Here is a 19055-nt window from a genome sequence, read left to right as displayed (position 1 = left end):
ACCGCCGCTTGCATGAGGTATGCGCAGATGAAGCATCTGTTTATACATAGTGAACCTATAAGGAGGCCGTATCATGAGCAAGAGCAAAAAAATAATGGCATTTACATTGGCTGCCGGGCTGGCTTTGGCCGGCTGCAGCAACGATGCGGGTCAGAGCGCCCCTAATCAGGAATCGGGCAACAGCCCTGACGCAAGCAACGACAAAGCGCCGATCACCTTCACGATGTTTGCGGCGGACCCGAACACGAACTACGAAAATATGCAGAGCCCGGTCGGCAAAAAAATAACGGAGCTTACCGGCGTAACGCTCAAAATCGATTATCCGGTAGGGGACCCCAAGCAAAAGGTATCCCTGATGGCCGCAAGCGGCGAATACCCGGACTTGATCTTCGCCAAGAATGATTCCAATATCATCGCCGACGCGGGAGGCTTTATTGACCTCGCTCCGCTGATCGAGAAGCACGGTCCGAATCTCAAGAAGCTGTACGGCGACTATCTCAAGCGGCTCAAGTGGAGCAAGGACGATAGCTCGATTTACTTCCTTGGCACCTTCGGTGTGAACGAGCAGCAGTGGGAGCCGAGGGACGGCTTCCAGCTCCAGCATCAGGTGGTGAAGGAGCTCGGCTATCCGAAGCTCAGAACCGTCAAAGATTATGAGGAAGCGATCAAGGCGTTTAAGGAGAAGCACCCGACCATCGACGGTAAGCCGACGATCGGACTGTCACTGCTTGCCGACGACTGGCGGATCGCCCAGTCGGTAACGAATCCGGCTGTATTTGCCACCGGCGGCTCGGATGACGGCGAATGGTATATCGATGAGAAGACGCAGAAGCCTGTACTTCATATCACCCGGCCGGAGGAGAAGGAGTACTTCCGCTGGCTTAATCACATGAATGATATCGGTCTTCTGGACCCGGAGAGCTTCGTTCAGAAGTACGATCAGTATAAGGCCAAAATTTCATCCGGACGGGTACTCGCCATCATCGACTCCAAGTGGCAGTACAGGGAGCCGGAGCAGTCGCTGAAGCAGGCGGGCAAGTTTGACCTGACGTATGGGATGTATCCGATCACGCTCAATGAAAGCTTCAAGAACAAGAACTTCCAGAGCGCCGGCTACTCGGCAGGATGGGGCGTCGCGATCTCGAAGTCGTGCAAGGATCCTGTTCGGGCGATCAAGTTCCTGGACTGGCTGGCCTCCGACGAAGCGCAGATTTTGAACAACTGGGGGATCGAGGGCGTACACTACAAGGTGGAGAACGGCAAGCGCGTCATTCCCAAGGAAGAGATGGAGAAGCGCGTCAATGATCCGCAGTATGGCAAGAAAACCGGCATCGGGATGTATGTATATCCATTCCCTCAACACGGTTTCGGTGTGAAGGACCCTTCCGGCCAGACGTATTTGATCGATAGCGAGCAGCAGATCATGGATAACTACTCCAGCGTGGAGAAGGAGGTTCTGGCTAACTACAACGCCAAGATGTGGCAGGACTTGTATCCGAAGGCCTCCGAGTTTCCCGTGAAGCCGTGGGGTGCGGCATGGCAGATCAATATTCCCCAGGATACGGACGGCGCCGTCATTATGCAAAAATGTCTGGAGCTGATGAGAAAAAGGGTACCGGAAGCTATCATGGCGAAACCGGAAAAGTTCGACGAATTATGGGATTCTTTCCAAAAGGAGCTTGAGCAAGCCGGAGTGAAGAAGCTGGAGGCTCAGTTTGACGGACTGCTGAAGGACAGGATCAAGCTGTGGAACGAGTGAGTTAAGGCTGGGCGCGAATGATAACATATTGTTGAGTGAGAGTGAGGGGGCCTTGGGGCCCCCTTTGCCATGTTCAGCGTTAGCACTCAGCGGATCGACAAAAGCAGGATGAGCGCCAGAAGGCCCGCTGCGGTGAAGAGAGAATCTGTACGTGTCCAAGTCAGGAGAGAGGGCCTTGCCGACTGGAGCGGGCTAGTGCCCGTTCCCTTCATCTCCATAGCCATCGTCATATCCTCCGCCCTTTGAAATAAGGATAGCATAAGAGGCACGATCAGCGCCGGGATATCGCGGGCCCTCACGGCGCCGGGACGCATCGAGGCTTTGCCCCTGGCGCGGACGATCAGGGAGAACCGCTCCAGCTCGCTGAGGATCATCGGGATAAACCGGAAGAGCAGCGCAACGGCCAAAGCAAACGACCCCACGGGCAGTCCGGTTCTTTTCACATAGGACAACGCCCAGTTCAGACCCTCGACCATTCTGCCGTAGGAAGTGGACCCCGCGAACCAGAGACTGGCCAGCGTCACGATCAGCAGACGGTAGACATAGAAGGCGGTAATGGCCGCCCGTTCGGCGGAGAAGCCGAACAGGGGCAGGCCTTCGCCTGCCGTCAGCGTCAGACCGGACAGACCGACCGACAGCAGAAAGAACAGTGCGAGCGGCTTGGCGAACTTCAACAGGCCCTTGACCCGCTCGCGCGGCAGACTCAACAATCCGAGCAGCACAGGCACGAGGGAGACTGTGAGTCCGAGCCAGCTTTGCTGCTGCATCGTGCCGATCACAGACAGTGCGTAAAGCAGCCACTTGGCCCGGGGGTCCAGCCGCTGTACCCAGCCCGCATCGGGCGCAGAGGGTACAGAAGCTGATGGTGCCTCTGCGGCATAGGAAGCCCCGGAGGCCGCCGATGGCAGGGGCTCTCCCTGGGGCGCGATGGGATGCCTGGCCTCCGTGGGGAGCCCGCCGGCTGTATCTGCAGCGGAGGTCGGAAGCTTCTCCGCCTCCGGGCTTGTTCCATCGCTCTCCGCCGCATCTCTGCGCTTGATTTCCGGCTCTCCGCCGAGGCTGAGGGCAGCGGCGATCGCCTCTGCTGTCTCTTCGGGCGTCAACCGGTCCGGTTGAAGCTCCAGGCCGTGCGCGCTCAGAGCCTCCGACACCGTGACGCAGCTCGGCACACCTACGCCGGTCTGACGAAGCAGCCAGGACTGCGCACACAGCTCGCGCGGAGGCAGGTCGGCGGCGATAAGACCGTCCTGAAGCACGAGGACGCGATCTGCGAGCGGCAGGAACGTATCGAGATCATGCGTCGCAATGACCGTGCCGCCGCCATTCTCCCGGCGCTGGCGGATATACGCCTGCAGCACCAGCACGGATGCGGCTTCGAGCCCGGCCGTCGGCTCGTCCATGAGCAGCCAGTCCGGAGCTGTCGCCGCTGTCGTGGCCAGAGCCAGTCTGCGGCGCTGGCCTCCGCTCAGCGTGAAGGGGGAGCGCTCAGGCGCGAAGGCGTCCCGGCGGTCCCAGACGGCGCGGGCGTCGCGCGTTCGCTGCTCTTCTTCGGCCGGGCTCAGGCGGAAGGGGCGAAGCGAGTAGCCAAATTCATGCCTGATCGTACGAGCGAAGAGCTGCTGCTCGGGAAATTGAAACGTTAGGCCGAGCGGCAGCACCAGACGCCGGTCTGCGCGCCATTTGCGCCAAATGGATGCGCCGTCTGCATGGACTTCGCCGCCCGCCGGGGCGCGCACACCGGCGAGCAGCTGAAGCAGGGTCGATTTGCCCGAGCCGGTACGTCCGATCAGCAAGGTGACGGTTCCCTCGGAGAAGCTGAGGTCGAGCGGCCCGAGCAGCAGACGCTCCGGGTTGTCCGGCGCGGCAGCCGTGGCCTGAATAAGCGCTAAGCTCATAGCGGACACGCCTCCTTCCCCTTTGCGGAAGCGATGGCCCGAAGGAGCGATGCCAGCTGCTTCGCATCCAGAGGCTGTCCGCTTATAGGGACGCCAAGCGCGTGAAGAGCCTTCACCGTTCGGACTACGAATGGAGGCTCGAGCGCGAGCCGTTCGCAGGGAGTCGGCGAAGCTGCCGTCGTAAAGGGAACGGGAGGGGAGGAGCTTCCCCGGCCACCCTGTTCTTGAGCTCCCGCGCCTGGAACAAGGGGTTCAGCATCGCCATAGAAGAACCCCTCGGGCGGCCCGTCGTAGGCGAGCTCCCCCGCCTTGAGCGCTACGATCCGCTGCGCGGCCGCAGCTTCCTCCATGCGGTGGGTGATCCAGACCACGGTCATCCCTTCATGGTGCGCTTTCGTTACCAGAGCTAGCACCTGTTCGCGAATCTGCGGATCCAGCATGGCCGTAGCTTCATCCAGAAGAAGCCCGTCCGGCTGCATGGACAGGGCGAGAGCCAGGTTGACGAGCTGTCGCTGCCCGCCCGAGAGCGCAGAGAAGGGCGTCCCGGGAGACAGCCTGAGGCCGACCTGCAGCAAAGCTTCCCGGCAGTAGGCCTGAAGCTGTTCTTCGCTATCGAGCTGCTTGCCCAGGGTGAGAGCGAATTCCTCCTCGATCGTATCCCCGAGCACTTGAGTGTCCGGCTGCTGGAGCACCCCGCGAAGCCCGGAGCCGGCTTGCACCGTGAAGCTGCCGCGCGAGAGGGGGCACAGCCCAAGCAGGACGCTAGCAAGCGTGCTCTTGCCGCTGCCGTTGGGACCGACGACGGCTACGAACTCCCCCTGATGGATATCCAGCGTGATATCCGTCAAGGCTTTACGGCCTGTACCGGAATCGGTGGAGTATTGAACGGCGGCTTGCCGTAAGGAAAGAAAGCGGGAAGGAGAGAAAATCATCTGAAAAAATCCTTTCACATGGTGGAAGTTTGTGCTACAATCCGATTTGTTAACCTTGAATCGAGATAATTGGTTAACGAGAAGCCTGTACCTACCATACCAAAATCAGGAGGATTGCACAATCATGAAATTGTCGCTTCGGGGGATTGTATTTACTGCCTTATTCTCAGCCTTGCTTGTCTTATTCGGTTATATCAGCATTCCGCTAGGCTTTACGCCGGTGCCAATCTCTTTGCAGACGCTGGCTGTTATGCTGGCGGGAGCTTTGCTGGGGCCGCTCTACGGCTTTTTGAGCGTGGCTCTGGTTATTGTGTTGACAGCGATCGGGTTTCCGTTGTTTCATGGCGTTGGGGGGTTCGGGATCCTGCTCGGCTCAACGGGAGGCTATATCCTCATGTGGCCGTTTTCCGCCTTGCTGATCGGCCTGCTGATTCCCCGTATTAGGCTGAAAGGCTTTGTCGGCTATGCTTCAGCCTATGCCGTCCTGCTTGTTTTCGGCTCTTGGCTCGTGTATGTCAGCGCAGTGCCTTGGCTTGCCCATGTGAAGGCAATGTCGTTGTCGGCGGCCATGGTGGCGGGCTGCTACCCGTTCCTGCTCGGCGATGCGATCAAGGCAGCAGCTGCGCTGCTTATCCTGATCCCGGTCCGGCAGGCCTTCCCGGCCGAGCGTCTTACCGGGGGAGCGGGGAATAAGGTCGTGCCGCTGGATTAGCATCTTAATCTACACTCGCATCGTGCTATAAGGCCCGTACATACCCAAAGACCGTCTGGCGATTGCCAGACGGTCTTTGGGCGTACGAATATGAAGATGTTCTTGTTAACGAACGGTTACTTAGGTACGTCTTTCATTTCCGGCGATTTGATGCTTCGCAGAATACTGACTTCCACACGGCGGTTTTTGGCTCGCCCGTCAGCCGTATCATTCGTATCGATCGGATGGTATTCGCCATAGCCGATGGAACGGAAGCGCTCAGGGCCGACTTGGGCATTTTCCAGCAAAATTTTCATGAAATTCAGAGCCCGCTTCGAGCTTAGATCCCAGTTCGTTTCAAAGGCGGCGGTGCCGATCGGCACATTGTCCGTATGTCCGGCCACCTCGATCCGGTAGTTGGGGTATTGCGCCAGCATGTCGGAGATGGCGACAGCCAGCAGCTTGGCCTCCGGCTTAACGTTGGCCGATCCCGACGCGAACAGCGCGTTATCCCGGATCGTAATCATAAGCAGCTCCTGGGTCAGCTTCGTATCGAGCTGGGCGGACAAGCTGTTTTCATTGATGTATTCGTCGAGCTTTTCCTTAAGCTGCTCCAGGTCCTTCTGTTCCTTTTGAAGCTGCTTCTGCTCCTCCGATTCATCTTCCTGAGGCTGCGTGGATGCGGGCTGCTCATACTGCTTCGGGTCCGGATTCGCCTCTGTTGTGATCGGAATCAGGTTGGACGCTTCGAAAGCGCCCACGCCTCCCGTAAAGGCCTGGTTTAGCGAGCGCATGATGCTGTTGTACTTCTTGGAATCGGTCTGACTGGAAGCGAACAATATAATAAACAGCGCCAGCAGCAGCGTCAGCAGGTCGGCATAAGGAATTAGCCAGGATTCATCGATATGCTCTTCATGATGCTCGCTATGCTTTTTTTTACTCATCCTTGTTCCCCGCTTTATTATCTTTCTTCTCATCGCGCTGCGAAGTCGGTACGAAGACCATCAGCTTTTGCTTCACAGCCGTCGAGGAGATGCCGGATTGAATCGAGAGCAGACCTTCGACCATCATGAGACGAATTTCGACTTCCTTCTTCGATTTTTGCTTCAGCTTGTTGGCGATCGGGTGCCAAAGCACGTAACCGGTGAAAATACCGAGCAGGGTCGCGACGAATGCGGCGGAGATCAGGTGGCCGAGTGCTTCTACTTCGTTCAGGTTGCTGAGGGCTGCGATCAAGCCGACTACGGCGCCAAGAACCCCGAGGGTCGGTGCGTACGTTCCGGCCTGGGTAAAGATCTGGGCTCCGGAGCGGTGACGCTCCTGCATGGCGTGAATATCCTCCATCAGCACGTCGTGGACAAAATCTTGGTCGTTGCCGTCAATGATCATTCTCATGCCGTTGCGCAGAAACGGATCTTGAATTTCCTCAACCTTGCTCTCCATGGCCAGCAAGCCTTCACGGCGCGTAATGGAAACCCAGTCGGTGAACATGTTGATCAGATCCATTTTCGGGATCGCTTTTTGCTCCGAGAACACAATTTTAATGAGCTTGGGAAACAGCTTCAGCTCTTCCAGCGAGAAGCCGATGAACAGGGTGGCCGCCGTGCCGACGATAATGATCATGATGGCCGCGGGATTTGCCAGAGCTACGGGATTGGCGCCTTTCAGGATCATACCCACGATAACTGCGACAAAGGCCAGGATAATGCCGATAAAGGTTGACTTTTCCAAGAGAGAAACACCTTCCACACCAGTATTTTTTCGAATTCAGGGTTTGCTTGATGATGGAAGACTATTTCGACAAAAAATGACACTTCTCCTGCTGAAGCGCATCAAAGTTTTTTCGTCTTCCTTCATGGAAGCGGACGAAGCGGAAGCCCCGGTGTTTACGCCGGCTGATTCATTTCGCCCATGGAGGCGATCCGCAGGCTGCCAGCGTCACGATCGATCAGGTGGGGAAGCTGAAGGACAACGTGCGCGAGGCCGTCGGTCACCAGGCGAAGCACACGGGTACTGCAACCGGTCGGGCTAAGCTTGCGCTGCAGCATAGTTCGGCAGTCATAGTCGGAGCCGGTATATCCGTGACCGCCAAAAAAGACTCTGTACCGATTATATCGGTGACAGAGTCCTCGTTTTGAAGGCTAACCCGATCATTTGTTGTAAAAACCTGATCCTGGGACATTCGACTCCTCGCAAGGCGGGCGATTGTTCAAGATCAACGCTGCGTATTTCTCTTGGGGGCCGGGCATAATCCACGTTAGTCTAGCCTGCGGACCGAACGACGTAAAGGCGGCTGGTCTCTTCCCAAATCTCGCCTGCAGCCACCGACACGAGGCCGATCTCATCGGCGGGCAGATCGATATTAGGCGCATTGACCAGGTTAAGCTGAGGCTCTGGGCAGAAAAAACCGCCGACGAGCTTGTTATTCCAAACCATCCAGTGCTTATAAGCCGTTCCCACATCGTAGATGAGCTTGGTTCCGGTGCGTTTGTCGGTCAGCACCATCCGGTTCCGTCCGCCTTGAGGCTCGGCGGTGTAATGATTGTCCATCGCTTCGAAGAAAGGAGAGATCCCTCCGGTCTTCATCGCTTCTTCTTCCGCGCTAAGCGGCTGGAAGCCGCCGGTCGGCAGCATGCGCTCGTTTAATTCCCTCCGCCGACCCGTCGTCAACGTAAAAGTGCAGTCGCCAGCCTCGCTGCCCGGTTCGAACGGGGCGTTGATAGCGGTATGGAAGCCGAGCAGGCAAGGCATCGGCTCTGAGCCGTTATTGCGGATGGATACATGCTGAAGCAGCCCATTTTCGCCGAGCGTGTAGCGGAGGCGGAAGGTGAACGCATGGGGTAAATAGGAATAGACGGGATGGCTCGCATCCACATGCTGAACCAGGCTCACATAGCTGCTTGTTGCGGTGGTGCCGATCTCTTCAATGTCCCATGGTATCGTATGAAGAAAACCGTGCAGGTGGTTGTTCGTGTCCTCCTCGTTAATCGGGAATTCGTAGACCACTCCGTTCCACGGAAACTTGCCGTCCTCATATCGATTGGGCGGAAACAAGACGGGAATTCCATACACGGCGGGCTTCTCAAGAAAGTCGTCCATTTTGTTCGAAGCGGGCTCGCGCAGAAATTTGCTGCCGGTTACGGTATCGCGAAAGGCAATCAGATTGGCCCCTACCGTAGGCAGAACAACCGCTTCGTAACGATCTGCCCGCAGCGTGATAGCGGAAAGTCCTTGATACGTATCTTCGATAGCTTGATAAGTGAATGCCACAATAAGTCCCTCCATAAATGGTCTTTGCTCTTACGGTCGGTACAGCCTCTATCATACCCGCATTTGCCGGTAGTTTCCATCCTAAATCACACTCAAGCGTTTAACGGATGTACCAGCCGAAGCAGGGCGTTCATCCGCTGACGGAGCTCGTCGATCTCCTCTGCAGGAAGACCGGGTATGCAGAACACCTTCCGAGGAATGTCCAGCGCCTGCTCGCGGAGCAAGGCGCCTTCGGCCGTCAAGCGGATTCTCACGCTCCGCTCATCGCTAGGGTCGCGGAAGCGCCGCAGCAGCTTCATGCTCTCCAGCTTCTTGAGAAGAGGAGTCAGCGTACCGGAGTCGAGATACAATCTGGCGCCAAGGTCCTTCACGGTGATATCGTCGCGCTCCCATAAGACAAGCAGCACAATATATTGGGTGTACGTCAGCCCTATCTGATCCAGATGGGGACGATACAGCTTGGTCACTTCACGGGCGCACGCATAGACGGCGAAGCAGAATTGATTGTCCAGCTTCATTAGATCATCGGCATTCCACTTAGCTGATTTCAAGGCAGTCTCCTTCATTTATCTTCTATTAAATTTAATTTCATCCAATATAAATTATAGTTAACGATATCAGGTCGGCTTTCAAAAATCAAATAAGGAGGAATCGGCCGGCTCGCCACCTTGTCAGGAAAAAGAGGATGTGATATAGTTAACACTGACCACAGAACCAAAATGTTATTTTGGTCATCAAGGGAGGTAATCGAATGGATTCTAAAAAAATCGCCATTCTCGAAGCGGCCAAGCAATCTTTTTCCCTCTTCGGCTTCAAGGGTACGACGATGGGGCATATCGCCAAGCTGGCAGGCGTAGGCAAAGGCACCTTATACCTGTATTTTACGAGCAAGGAGGAGCTGCTGAACGATATTATCCTTTTTTTAACGGAAGAGATGAAGCAATCGGCGGATCAGGCTCTTCAGCATCCGGAGATGCCCTTGTTCGAACGGTTCCACACAGCTCTCTATAATATATTGGTTTTTCGCAAGGAGCATGAGCTGCTGGTCAAGCTGTTCCGGGAGGAGAGCGAGTTCGGCAATCCCATGATGAGGCAAGCGCTTGACCTTATCGAGCAGGAATCGCAAGCGTACATAGCTGGTTATATCGAACGGGCTGTTGCAGCCGGCATGTTGAAGCCTTGCGATCCGCAAATTACGGCGTTCGTGCTGTTTAAGCTCTATCTGGGGCTTGTACATGACTGGGGGATGAAGCACCCGCCGCTGGACAACGAGCAAATATCCGAGCTGATGCAGCTATATGTGATGAAAGGTCTCTCTGTCGAATAGCCCTCTATAGGACTTGATGCGGAAGCTTTTTCGTCGATCTTCATTTTGTACATCTTATGGAGGGAACTTTATGCGATTTATTAGACCAGTGGTTTATTCGGTGATGGCGATTGCCATCGGAGCGGGAGGAGTGCTTCTTTCATCCAAGCAGGTATCCGGCAGCACGCAGCCGGGCCTAGCGATCCTTCCCACCGCGTATATCGAATCCAATGAAGTCGGCGCCAGCTTCAAGATCGGCGGACGCCTGACGGAAGTTCTGGTAAAGGAAGGCGATACGGTGAAAAAGGGCCAGCCGCTTGCACGCTTGCAGAGTGCAGAGCTGGAAGCGAAGGTGGCGCAGGCGAAGGCCGCCGTGGCGCTGGCCCAAGGCAAACTCGCCGAGGCTCAGGGCGCGACTGCGACCGCACAAGCCAAGAAGCAGCAGGCGGCCGCAGGCGTAAGCGCCACGGAGCAGGCGGCCGATCAGCAGGTCGCGCAGGCGGAGGCGGCTGTGCGAGCGGCCCAGGCGAAGGTAGACGCTCTGCGTAACGGGGCGCGTCCCGAAGAGAAGCAGCAGGCCGAGATTCAAGTTCAGGCCGCGCAGGAGGTATACGCGATCGCGGAGCAAAATCTTGGCAGGCTGCAAGCCTTGCTGGATGAGGGGCTTATCGCGCAGGCAGAGGTGGATAAAGCGAAGGTCAGTCACCAGGAGGCGAAGGCGAAGCTGGAGCTTGCCGAGCAGCAGCGCAATCTGGTGAACCAAGGACCGCGCGAGGAGGAGGTCCGCGCCGCGGAAGCGCTGCTGGAGCAGGCGCAAGCGGCGCTTGGACTCGCACAGGCCGGACGGGCCCAGATCCTGGTGCGCCAAGGCGATGTAGCAGCCGCAGATGCAGCCATCCGCCAGGCGCAGGGTGCGATTCAATCGGCGAGCTCCGGCGAGCAGCAAGCGCAGGCAGCTCAGCAGGAAGCGGAGACGTACCAGAGCTATACGGAGCTTACCGCTCCGGCGGACGGCGTGGTGCTCGCGCAAACGGCCCAGGAAGGCGAGCTGGTCGGGTCCGGTTTCCCGGTGTTCTCGATACAGGCGACCGATGCACAGTGGGCCAAGTTTTATATGACCGAGAAGACCTTGGTCGGCTTGAAGCTGAATGATACGGTGAAGCTGAAGCTGGTTGCGACAGGGGAGGAAGTAGTCGGCAAAGTGACGTCGATCGCCGCTGCGCCTGACTTCGCGATCAAGAAGTCGACCCAGGCTTCGGGGGAGGCGGATGTGCGCTCCTTTGGCGTCAAGGTGGAGCTGCCGAAGCTGCCGGAAGGCGCGGTTATCGGGATGACGCTGCAGTGGATCGGTATCACGGAGGGATGATGGAGCATGTCTGAGCTTAGCATAGGCCGTGTTATCGCGGATGAGTGGAGACATATTTTTCGGGACCGCCGGCTCTTCTTGATCCTGTTTGTCGTTCCGGTGATGTACCTGCTCCTGTTCGGCGCGCTGTACACCAATCATAAGGTAACCGAGATGACCACGATCGTGATGGATGAGGATCAAAGCCCGCTGAGCCGCCAGATCGTGCAGGCCTTCGAGGAAAGCGAAGCGTTCCACGTGACGATGGAGGCCCGTTCCGAGCAGGAGGTCGAGCAGGCGATCGCATCGGGCCAGGCGAAGGTGGGGGTCTTCATCCCTAGCCGGTTCGAGGCCAGTCTGAAGCAGGGCCATACGCTGCCGCTGCTGACGTGGGTGGACGGAAGCAACATGCTGTATTCGAACTCGGCTACGAAGGGGGCCAATGAAGTCATTACCACCTTCAGCATGGGCTTGTCCGCCAAGAAGCTGCAGCTCCAGCAGGGGCTGCAGGACGAGCAGGTGGCGAATGTGCTTTCGCCGATCCCATTCCGGTATCGGGTATTGTACAATCCGGCATTTAACTATAGCGACTTCATGCTGTACGGGCTGCTGGGAGCGATCCTTCAACAGGTGTTGTTTCTAGGCATTTCGCTGACGGTTACACGCGAGAAGGATGCAGGAACGTGGCCGCGCTTTGCCGCCTGGCGGAGGGACCCGTGGAAGATCGCCTATGCGAAGACGGTCCCCTACTTTCTCATCAATGTTTTCAACACAGCGATTGCGCTGCTGGTGGCAAGCTATGTCTTCCAGGCGCCGTTGTCCGGCAGCCTGCTGGCGGGGCTGGCTCTTGTTCTCTGCTTTACCTTTGCCGTCTGCGGAATCGGATATTTGATCAGCCTGTTTTCCGGCAACCAGCTCGGCGCTACGCAGATTGCGATGCTGATCGCCGTGCCGTCCTTTCTGCTGTCGGGATTTACCTGGCCGTTCGAGGCGATGCCTCGGGCGCTGCAGACAGTAGGCCAGCTGCTGCCCTTGACCTATTTGCTGGACGGCGTACGGTCGGTATTTGTGAAGGGGTTGGATTATTCCGCAATCGTACAGGATTGCCTGGCGCTCGGTATGATGGGTCTCGTCACCTACTTCGCGGCCATGCTGCTGACCCGCTTCGTCGTTTTCCGCAAGGAAGCCGGGAAGGCAGCGACTGAAGGGGGCGCGGGGCCGCGACCAGGAGGTACTGACGAAGCCGCGCAGACGGTCGTGCCGTCAGGTACAGCCACAGCTCCGGCCTCAGGTACAGCCGGATTCTCGGCCTAGTCCGCGACATCATGAGAAGACAGCGAATAGAAGGAGATGCACAAGAATGAACAGAGTATTCAAGAAAGTGGCGGGCTGCTGCACGGCGCTTGCCTTGCTGACAACGGTCATGCAGCCGCTGGCGCATGCGGCCGAAGACGCGGCCTCCGCCACTCAGAACATCTATGTGGGCGATGTGACGCTGGAGAGTGTCGATTCCATCGACCTGCCAGGCGTGTTGAAGCGGGCTATGAAGGATTCGACGAATATCCAGCTGCTGCAGCTGAAATACGCGGCCCAGCACACGAAGCAGCTTGACCTCGAAACCCAGGCTTCCTCGATGTATGGCGGCTCGGTCGGCAGCGTCCATCTGCCGGATACGCCGCAGGAGCTTCTCGCAGGGATGGCAGCGCAAGGCGTCGCTGTCGATCCGGAGGATAATCTGTGGATCGGTCCTATGACGACGGTCACCAATAAGGCCGTCAATCAGGTTATTCAGGGGATGGGCGCCATGACCGACGGGATGAATGCACTGCTCGCCTCGCAGCGGGAGCAGATGAAGTCGGCCGCTCACCAGCTCTACACGGATCAGCGCAATACGCTGCTGCAGGAGCAGGAGGCCAGGGAAGCTATCCGCCTGCAGACAATCGCCCAATATGTGCAGCTTCTCGGTCAGAACAAGCAGCTTGCCTTCATGAAAGATTATGAGGCTACGCTGAAGAAGGAAGAGGCGCGGGCCAAGCTGATGAACGAACAGGGATTGGCTTCCCTGGAGGATGTACGGACGGCAGGCAAGGCGCTGGCCAAACATCGGGACGATACGGCTGTCCTGGCGCAGAATTACCGGCTGGCACTCGTGCAGCTATCGTTCGACATCGGCATCGCCTTCAATCCGTCGCTTAAGCTTGCAGACATCGCCGAGCTGTCGGCAGGTCCGATCCCGTCGGTCGTCCGGGCCGATACGAAGGAGCTGCTCAAGGGCTCGTACGGCATGAAGAAGAGCGCCAATAACCTGGACGAATCCGCCTGGCAGCAAGCTCATACCGTGACCGGATCCACCTACGGAGCGAGCTATCAAGGCGTAAACATGGGGATAGCCGGTACTCAAAATCACCAAACCCAGCTGGAGCTGACTCAAAAGATCGAGGCGACCTACACGGAAGCCGAGAAGGCCTACCAGAGCGTTCTGACCGAGTCGCGGCTGACAAGCGAAGCGAAGGAAGATCGGGAGAAGATGAAGCTGCGTTATACGGCGGGCGTTATTTCGCTGCATGACCTGAACAAATTCGACTTGAAGGTGCAGAGTCAGGAGCTGGCGCTCGAGGCCGCCAAGCTGACCTATTACGCGCGGCTGGAGAAAGCAAAGGCGATGGAGAAAGGATTTATATCCTGATCATTCTCCACGCGCTCGTACAAGAGGGTCTGTCCTCCAAAAGTCACGGATGTGATTTTTGGGGGACAGACCCTTTGGCGCTTCACGGCTTGGTTACGATCAAAGCGATCAGGTTATTCTGGCGTCCAGCACTCCGCTGCCCACATTGTCTCGGGTAAACGGCTTCCAGGGCTCATGCTGGCCTTTGCTGTTGATCGTGCCGGAGGGCAACCGGATAGGCCGCGGGTCGGGCAGATGGTCGGGCTTCGCCAGCTTCAACGGCAAAATCCTTTCTTTTTCCGGTTTATTCTTGTGTTTTCATTGCTTTTCGAGGCTGATAGGAGAAGATAGCCGGGTATCGCGCTGATCGCCAGGCAGCAACCAGAGTTAAATAAGTCACGGCAATTGGGCAACGCTAGTGAAGTGCCGAAATCGGTTTCATGCTACCATTAAGGAAGGCAACAAGCTGACAATTTCATTAATAAAGACGATCCCGAAAGGAATGTGTCTCCATGACGAATGTACGAATCGGATTAGTCGGTCTCGGCAATATGGGAACGGGTCACGCGATGTATTTAAAAAACAACGAGGTGCCAAGCGGTCAATTGACGGCCGTCTGCGACATGAGAGAGGATCGGCTCGCTTGGGCGGCTGAGCATCTCGGAGAAGGAGTCAAGCGGTACAGCAGCTACGAGGCGCTGCTCGATTCGGGCGAGGTGGATGCGGTTCTGATCAATACGCCCCACTATTTCCATCCGGAACAAGCGATTCAAGCGCTGCGCAAAGGACTGCATGTGCTGATCGAGAAGCCTGCCGGCGTCTACACCAAGCAGGTACGCGAGATGAATGAAGTTGCCAAGGAATCCGGGCGCGTGTTCGGCATCATGTATAACCAACGGACCAATCCGCTGTACGCCAAGCTGCGCGATCTGATCGAGTCCGGGGAACTGGGCGAGGTGCGGCGCACCAATTGGATTATTACGGATTGGTACCGCTCTCAAAGCTATTACGATTCGGGCGGCTGGCGCGCGACATGGGCAGGAGAAGGCGGCGGCGTGCTTATTAACCAGGACCCGCACCAGCTCGACCTGTGGCAGTGGACGATCGGCATGATGCCTACGCGCATCCGGGCGTTCTGCTCCTTCGGCAAGCATCGTTCGATCGAGGTGGAGAATGAAGTAACGGCATATGCGGAGTACGAGAACGGTGCGACGGGCGTGTTCGTTACCTCGACCTGCGAAGCGCCGGGAACGAACCGGTTCGAAGTGACCGGAGACCGCGGCAAAATCGTCATCGAAGACGGGGCGATGACCTTCCACCGTCTGCGCGTTTCGGAGTCGGAATTCAACCGTACCTTCAAAGGCGGCTTCGGCCAGCCGGAATGCTGGAAAATCCCGATCCAGACGAAAGGCGACAGCCCGCAGCACAAGGGGATTACAGCCAACTGGGTAAGCGCCATCGCGAACGGCACTCCGCTGCTCGCACCGGGTGAAGAAGGCATCAAGGGCTTGATGATTTCCAATGCGATGCTGCTGTCCACCTGGATGGACGATTGGGTGAATCTGCCGATCGATGAGGACTTGTTCCTGGCCAAGCTGCAGGAGCGCATCGACGCTTCGGAGACGAAGAAGAAGGCAGGCGAGTACAGAACGCTTGAGGTTGGCGGCACGCATTAAGAAGGAGGGATCAACCATGGTAGATGTCAATAATGGGATGAATTACGCGCCGGAGGGCAAGCCGAGCCCGGTCGTCAAGGCCGGAGAGTTTATCTTCGCGGCAGTCGCGCTGGACCACGGCCATATCTACGGGATGTGCAACGGTCTGATCGAGGCGGGTGCGGAGCTGAAGTGGGTATACGATCCGGATCCGGCTAAAGTGGCAGGTTTCCTGGCAAGATACCCGGAAGCAAAAGTAGCCTCCTCGGTAGAAGAAATTTTGCAGGATGCCGAGGTGCAGCTTGTCGCGGCAGCAGCGGTTCCATCCGAACGCGGCCCCCTCGGGGTCAAGGTCATGAAGCACGGCAAGGACTACTTTACGGATAAAGCGCCGTTCACGACGCTCGCGCAGCTGGCGGAAGCGCGCGAGACCGCGAAGGCTACTGGCCGTAAGTACGCGGTTTATTACAGTGAGCGGCTTCACGTAGAAAGTGCAGTCTATGCCGGCAAGCTGGTCAAGGACGGCGCGATCGGCAGCGTCGTTCAGGTCCTAGGTCTCGGGCCGCACAGGCTGAATGCGCCGTCCCGTCCGGACTGGTTTTTCCAGAAGGAGCGCTACGGCGGGATTTTGTGCGATATCGGCAGCCATCAGATCGAGCAATTCCTTTACTTCACCGGCAACACGGACGCCCGGGTGGTACACAGCAAGGTAGGCAATTTCAACAATCCGGCCTATCCCGAGCTTGAAGATTTTGGCGATGCCACTCTGATCGGCAACAATGGCGCTACCGGCTACTTCCGGGTCGACTGGCTGACGCCGGACGGTCTCGGAACCTGGGGAGACGGCCGGACGATCATTCAGGGGACCAAGGGCTATATCGAGCTGCGGAAGTACATCGATGTCGGCCGGGAGAAATCGGGGAACCACATCTATCTGGTAGACGGTCAGAAGGAATATCACCTGAATGTCACCGGTCAAGTGGGCTACCCCTACTTCGGCGAGCTGATACTCGATTGCATCAACCGGACCGAGCTGGCCATGACGCAAGCCCATGCGTTCAAGGCGGCGGAGCTGTGTCTGGTCGCTCAACAGCAAGCGGTGCAAATACAGAATGCGGCTGAGCTGCAGCCGAAAGGAGTGTAACCGGGATGAAGCTGTCCGTATTTACCGTATCCACACCGGATCTTACGCCGGAGGAGCTGGCAGTCGCCGCCAAGGAAGCCGGTCTGCACGGGATCGAATGGCGGTTTAAGGATGTTCCCGCGGAGCTTGCCTCCGAAGCGCCGTCGTACTGGCGTAACAATCTTTGCTCCATGCCGGAGCGAGGCGGAGCAGGAGAGTGGGACCGCTTCAAGGCAGCAGCGGATGCGCAAGGCCTTGTATCGCTTAGCGTGACGCCGTATCTGAGTGTCGGCGATCTGGAGGCGACCGAGAATGTGCTTGTCGCGGCGAAGCATCTTGGGGCTTCGTATATCCGTCTGGCCGTCCCGGCTTATAACCGTACCCGCCATGCGAGAGAGCTGTTCGAGGAAGAGCTGGCCTACCTTAAAGAGGCGGCCCTTCTCTGCAAGCAGTATGGCGTTAAGGGACTGATCGAAACGCATCACAATACGATTGCTTCCAGTGCAAGCGGGACTTACCGGCTGGTGGAGAACTTCGATCCGGATGTGATCGGAGTGCTCTATGATCCGGGCAATATGGTCTACGAGGGCTACGAGAATTACCGGTTCGGCCTGGAGCTGCTCGGCCCGTACCTGGCACATGTGCATGTGAAGAATGCGGTTTGGCGACAAACGGAAGCGGTCGAGTCCGGCTCCCCTGTCTGGAGCGCCGGCTGGCAGCCGTTATTCGAAGGCATCGTGCCCTGGCCGCAGGTGATCGAGGACTTGAAGGCTGTCGGCTATGACGGCTATCTGGGCGTCGAGGATTTCAGCGGGCAGCTTCCTTCCAAGGACATGCTGCGTCATTATGCGGACTACATTGGGCGTCTGCTGTAGTACCGGAGCTTCAACCAAGGCACGGATGGATTGTATCGCCGCTCCGTCTCATGGTATGCTGGGGGAAATGCCGAATGCTTCGGAGGTTCCTATGCGTGCCAGGACTGCTGAGCGGGATATGATCTTTGCCTATACGTACAAAGCGGATGCGCCGCTCAAGCCTACATTTCATTCGCATTCGCATTACGAGGTTTATTATTTTCACAGCGGTGTGTGCAACTATCTCATCGGCGACCGGATCTATGTGCTGGCCCCCGGAGATTTGATCCTGATGAACGGGATGACGCTGCACTGCGCCAAGATCGACCCGGCCGTGCCTTATATCCGATCTACGGTACATTTCGAACCGGGGGCGCTGCAGCCGCTTCTACCGGCTTATCCGCAACTACCGATCTTCCAGCCCTTCCAGGAGCTGGGCAACTACCGGCTTCGGCTGGCTGGCGCTGACCGTGACGAGGCAGAGGATATCCTTCGCAGGATGAACGATTTTAACAAGCGAGGAGATGCCGTCGGAGCTTACCGCTGCCGGCTGGCCTTTGCCGATCTGCTTTGCCTCATCTACGCGCACTGTCTTCAGCCGATGCAGGACCGAAGCGATCAGCCGGTGGAGAAGGAGAAGACCGCCCAGCAGATCATCTCGTACCTGGAGGAGCACTTCACGGAAGATTTGCGTCTGGAGCAGCTTCAGCAGGATCTGCACCTGAGCAAGTATTATGTGTCCAAGCTGTTCAAGGAGGTCACGGGGGTGACCATCTTTGACTTCATCTACCAGCGGAGGATCAATCAGGCTAGGATCGAGTTTTTGCTGGATCCGAAGGTGCCCGTCACGGAGGTATGCTTCAAGGTAGGCTTCAAGCATCTGGCCCACTTTAGCCGCGTGTTCAAACAGCAGGTCGGGCAGACGCCCGAAAGCTACAAGCGGGCCATTACCGCTACTTGAGCTGGAGCCCCATTCACGGGAAATGGGCGATTTCCCCAATATCCATCAGCAATACGAATAGAGGAGCTTGGCCGTGTTCTAACGGCTGAGCTCCTTTTTGACATGCGGGCCTGACGATAAGAGATCTCCTGTATGGAGAATAGGCACTTGCAGGAGTAACAAGAGCGGAGCTATGGTCATATGTTGACATGGGGAACTTGAATAAATTGGCGGATGCCCAAGGTTCTTCTTGCCAACGCAGAGTACTGGCAACTCAACTATGGACAATACGGAGGTTGAACGTACATGAATGATTTCAAAAATGACCTGAAAAAACTGAGTGTTTCGGATTTCAATGCGAGCCAGGTGACGCCTTGGAACGAACAGGGCCAGCGAGACGCCCGGTTATGCGTCAATTGCTTCAACTGCGTTAACTGCGTTAACTGCGTCAGCTGTTTTAATTGCGTTAACTGTTTTAATTGCTTCAGCTGCCAGCGCTGCTTCAGCTGCCAACGTTGTTTCAACTGTCAGCGTTGTCAGGGCTGCCACCGAGGCGGAGGACATTGAGCTTGTTGTTGCCGGTCTGGCATCAGCTGCGCCTGATGTTTTCCCGCTTCTAG

The 19055-nt window shown here is 57.1% G+C and carries 18 protein-coding genes; 11 read left to right on the top strand and 7 right to left on the bottom strand.

Annotated features, from left to right (window positions below; translation table 11 throughout):
• Window positions 1-73: 73 nt before the first annotated feature.
• On the top strand, window positions 74-1759 hold the full coding sequence (locus GSF01_RS18330; RefSeq protein ID WP_159886586.1) for an ABC transporter substrate-binding protein: 1686 nt from the start codon (window positions 74-76) through the stop codon (window positions 1757-1759).
• Window positions 1760-1845: 86 nt separating this feature from the next.
• Here GSF01_RS18330 and GSF01_RS18325 read toward each other — a convergent pair whose 3' ends face one another.
• Together GSF01_RS18325 and GSF01_RS18320 are read right to left on the bottom strand one after the other, a co-directional pair.
• Window positions 1846-3654 carry an ATP-binding cassette domain-containing protein gene (locus tag GSF01_RS18325; protein ID WP_159886584.1) on the bottom strand — a complete coding sequence of 603 codons (1809 nt, stop codon included), beginning with the start codon at window positions 3652-3654 and terminating at the stop codon, window positions 1846-1848.
• Window positions 3651-4586 (bottom strand): energy-coupling factor ABC transporter ATP-binding protein, encoded by a 936-nt coding sequence (locus GSF01_RS18320; RefSeq protein ID WP_159886582.1) that lies wholly within the window; start codon window positions 4584-4586, stop codon window positions 3651-3653. Before GSF01_RS18320 ends, GSF01_RS18325 begins: the two co-directional genes overlap by 4 nt.
• A gap of 124 nt (window positions 4587-4710) precedes the next feature.
• Between GSF01_RS18320 and GSF01_RS18315 the strand changes: the two genes are divergently transcribed.
• On the top strand, window positions 4711-5298 hold the full coding sequence (locus tag GSF01_RS18315) for a biotin transporter BioY (protein ID WP_159886580.1): 588 nt from the start codon (window positions 4711-4713) through the stop codon (window positions 5296-5298).
• Window positions 5299-5414: 116 nt separating this feature from the next.
• Here GSF01_RS18315 and motB read toward each other — a convergent pair whose 3' ends face one another.
• The 4 genes from motB to GSF01_RS18295 all read right to left on the bottom strand — a co-directional run bounded on the left by motB (window position 5415) and on the right by GSF01_RS18295 (window position 9098).
• Complete coding sequence (gene motB / locus GSF01_RS18310) at window positions 5415-6221, bottom strand: flagellar motor protein MotB (RefSeq protein WP_159886578.1); 807 nt, start codon at window positions 6219-6221, stop codon at window positions 5415-5417.
• Window positions 6214-7008, bottom strand: a complete 795-nt coding sequence (gene motA, locus GSF01_RS18305) for a flagellar motor stator protein MotA (RefSeq protein WP_159886576.1) — start codon at window positions 7006-7008, stop codon at window positions 6214-6216. Before motA ends, motB begins: the two co-directional genes overlap by 8 nt.
• Before the next feature lie 531 nt (window positions 7009-7539).
• Complete coding sequence (locus tag GSF01_RS18300; protein WP_159886574.1) at window positions 7540-8562, bottom strand: aldose 1-epimerase; 1023 nt, start codon at window positions 8560-8562, stop codon at window positions 7540-7542.
• Between the two features lie 77 nt (window positions 8563-8639).
• Window positions 8640-9098 (bottom strand): MarR family winged helix-turn-helix transcriptional regulator, encoded by a 459-nt coding sequence (locus GSF01_RS18295; protein ID WP_407945778.1) that lies wholly within the window; start codon window positions 9096-9098, stop codon window positions 8640-8642.
• A 200-nt stretch (window positions 9099-9298) separates the two neighbouring features.
• Between GSF01_RS18295 and GSF01_RS18290 the strand changes: the two genes are divergently transcribed.
• From GSF01_RS18290 to GSF01_RS18275, 4 genes are all read left to right on the top strand, one after another.
• Window positions 9299-9874: a TetR/AcrR family transcriptional regulator gene (locus GSF01_RS18290; protein ID WP_159886570.1), complete on the top strand. Its 576-nt coding sequence runs from the start codon at window positions 9299-9301 to the stop codon at window positions 9872-9874.
• 70 nt (window positions 9875-9944) lie between these two features.
• Window positions 9945-11219, top strand: coding sequence for an HlyD family secretion protein (locus GSF01_RS18285; RefSeq protein ID WP_159886569.1), 1275 nt, complete (start codon window positions 9945-9947; stop codon window positions 11217-11219).
• A gap of 6 nt (window positions 11220-11225) precedes the next feature.
• Window positions 11226-12512 (top strand): ABC transporter permease, encoded by a 1287-nt coding sequence (locus tag GSF01_RS18280; RefSeq protein ID WP_159886567.1) that lies wholly within the window; start codon window positions 11226-11228, stop codon window positions 12510-12512.
• 46 nt (window positions 12513-12558) lie between these two features.
• Window positions 12559-13884, top strand: coding sequence for a TolC family protein (locus GSF01_RS18275; RefSeq protein ID WP_159886565.1), 1326 nt, complete (start codon window positions 12559-12561; stop codon window positions 13882-13884).
• 108 nt (window positions 13885-13992) lie between these two features.
• Here the strand turns inward: GSF01_RS18275 and GSF01_RS18270 are convergent, their stop codons facing one another.
• Entirely contained in the window at window positions 13993-14142 is a 150-nt protein-coding gene (locus GSF01_RS18270; protein WP_159886563.1) for a hypothetical protein, read from the bottom strand.
• Between the two features lie 233 nt (window positions 14143-14375).
• Between GSF01_RS18270 and GSF01_RS18265 the strand changes: the two genes are divergently transcribed.
• From GSF01_RS18265 to GSF01_RS30420, 5 genes are all read left to right on the top strand, one after another.
• Window positions 14376-15539: a Gfo/Idh/MocA family protein gene (locus GSF01_RS18265; RefSeq protein ID WP_159886561.1), complete on the top strand. Its 1164-nt coding sequence runs from the start codon at window positions 14376-14378 to the stop codon at window positions 15537-15539.
• A 16-nt stretch (window positions 15540-15555) separates the two neighbouring features.
• The gene (locus tag GSF01_RS18260) at window positions 15556-16662 is read left to right on the top strand and encodes a Gfo/Idh/MocA family protein (protein ID WP_159886559.1); all 1107 of its coding nucleotides are present in this window, start codon (window positions 15556-15558) and stop codon (window positions 16660-16662) included.
• Between the two features lie 5 nt (window positions 16663-16667).
• Window positions 16668-17516, top strand: coding sequence for a sugar phosphate isomerase/epimerase family protein (locus GSF01_RS18255; RefSeq protein WP_159886557.1), 849 nt, complete (start codon window positions 16668-16670; stop codon window positions 17514-17516).
• 91 nt (window positions 17517-17607) lie between these two features.
• Complete coding sequence (locus GSF01_RS18250) at window positions 17608-18456, top strand: AraC family transcriptional regulator (RefSeq protein ID WP_159886555.1); 849 nt, start codon at window positions 17608-17610, stop codon at window positions 18454-18456.
• Between the two features lie 285 nt (window positions 18457-18741).
• On the top strand, window positions 18742-19002 hold the full coding sequence (locus GSF01_RS30420; RefSeq protein ID WP_159886553.1) for a heterocycloanthracin/sonorensin family bacteriocin: 261 nt from the start codon (window positions 18742-18744) through the stop codon (window positions 19000-19002).
• Window positions 19003-19055: the final 53 nt, after the last annotated feature.

The organism is Paenibacillus puerhi (genome assembly GCF_009846885.1).
GTDB lineage: Bacteria > Bacillota > Bacilli > Paenibacillales > NBRC-103111 > Paenibacillus_G > Paenibacillus_G puerhi.
This window is presented reverse-complemented; position numbering and strand designations above follow the sequence as displayed.

Bases quoted from the DNA above. Each gene is read 5' to 3' on its own strand.
- GSF01_RS18330 (WP_159886586.1), top strand. From the start codon at position 74: ATGAGCAAGAGCAAAAAAATAATGGCATTTACATTGGCTGCCGGGCTG.
- GSF01_RS18325 (WP_159886584.1), bottom strand. From the start codon at position 3,654: ATGAGCTTAGCGCTTATTCAGGCCACGGCTGCCGCGCCGGACAACCCG.
- GSF01_RS18320 (WP_159886582.1), bottom strand. From the start codon at position 4,586: ATGATTTTCTCTCCTTCCCGCTTTCTTTCCTTACGGCAAGCCGCCGTT.
- GSF01_RS18315 (WP_159886580.1), top strand. From the start codon at position 4,711: ATGAAATTGTCGCTTCGGGGGATTGTATTTACTGCCTTATTCTCAGCC.
- motB (WP_159886578.1), bottom strand. From the start codon at position 6,221: ATGAGTAAAAAAAAGCATAGCGAGCATCATGAAGAGCATATCGATGAA.
- GSF01_RS18300 (WP_159886574.1), bottom strand. From the start codon at position 8,562: ATGGAGGGACTTATTGTGGCATTCACTTATCAAGCTATCGAAGATACG.
- GSF01_RS18290 (WP_159886570.1), top strand. From the start codon at position 9,299: ATGGATTCTAAAAAAATCGCCATTCTCGAAGCGGCCAAGCAATCTTTT.
- GSF01_RS18285 (WP_159886569.1), top strand. From the start codon at position 9,945: ATGCGATTTATTAGACCAGTGGTTTATTCGGTGATGGCGATTGCCATC.
- GSF01_RS18280 (WP_159886567.1), top strand. From the start codon at position 11,226: ATGTCTGAGCTTAGCATAGGCCGTGTTATCGCGGATGAGTGGAGACAT.
- GSF01_RS18275 (WP_159886565.1), top strand. From the start codon at position 12,559: ATGAACAGAGTATTCAAGAAAGTGGCGGGCTGCTGCACGGCGCTTGCC.
- GSF01_RS18265 (WP_159886561.1), top strand. From the start codon at position 14,376: ATGACGAATGTACGAATCGGATTAGTCGGTCTCGGCAATATGGGAACG.
- GSF01_RS18260 (WP_159886559.1), top strand. From the start codon at position 15,556: ATGGTAGATGTCAATAATGGGATGAATTACGCGCCGGAGGGCAAGCCG.
- GSF01_RS18255 (WP_159886557.1), top strand. From the start codon at position 16,668: ATGAAGCTGTCCGTATTTACCGTATCCACACCGGATCTTACGCCGGAG.
- GSF01_RS18250 (WP_159886555.1), top strand. From the start codon at position 17,608: ATGCGTGCCAGGACTGCTGAGCGGGATATGATCTTTGCCTATACGTAC.
- GSF01_RS30420 (WP_159886553.1), top strand. From the start codon at position 18,742: ATGAATGATTTCAAAAATGACCTGAAAAAACTGAGTGTTTCGGATTTC.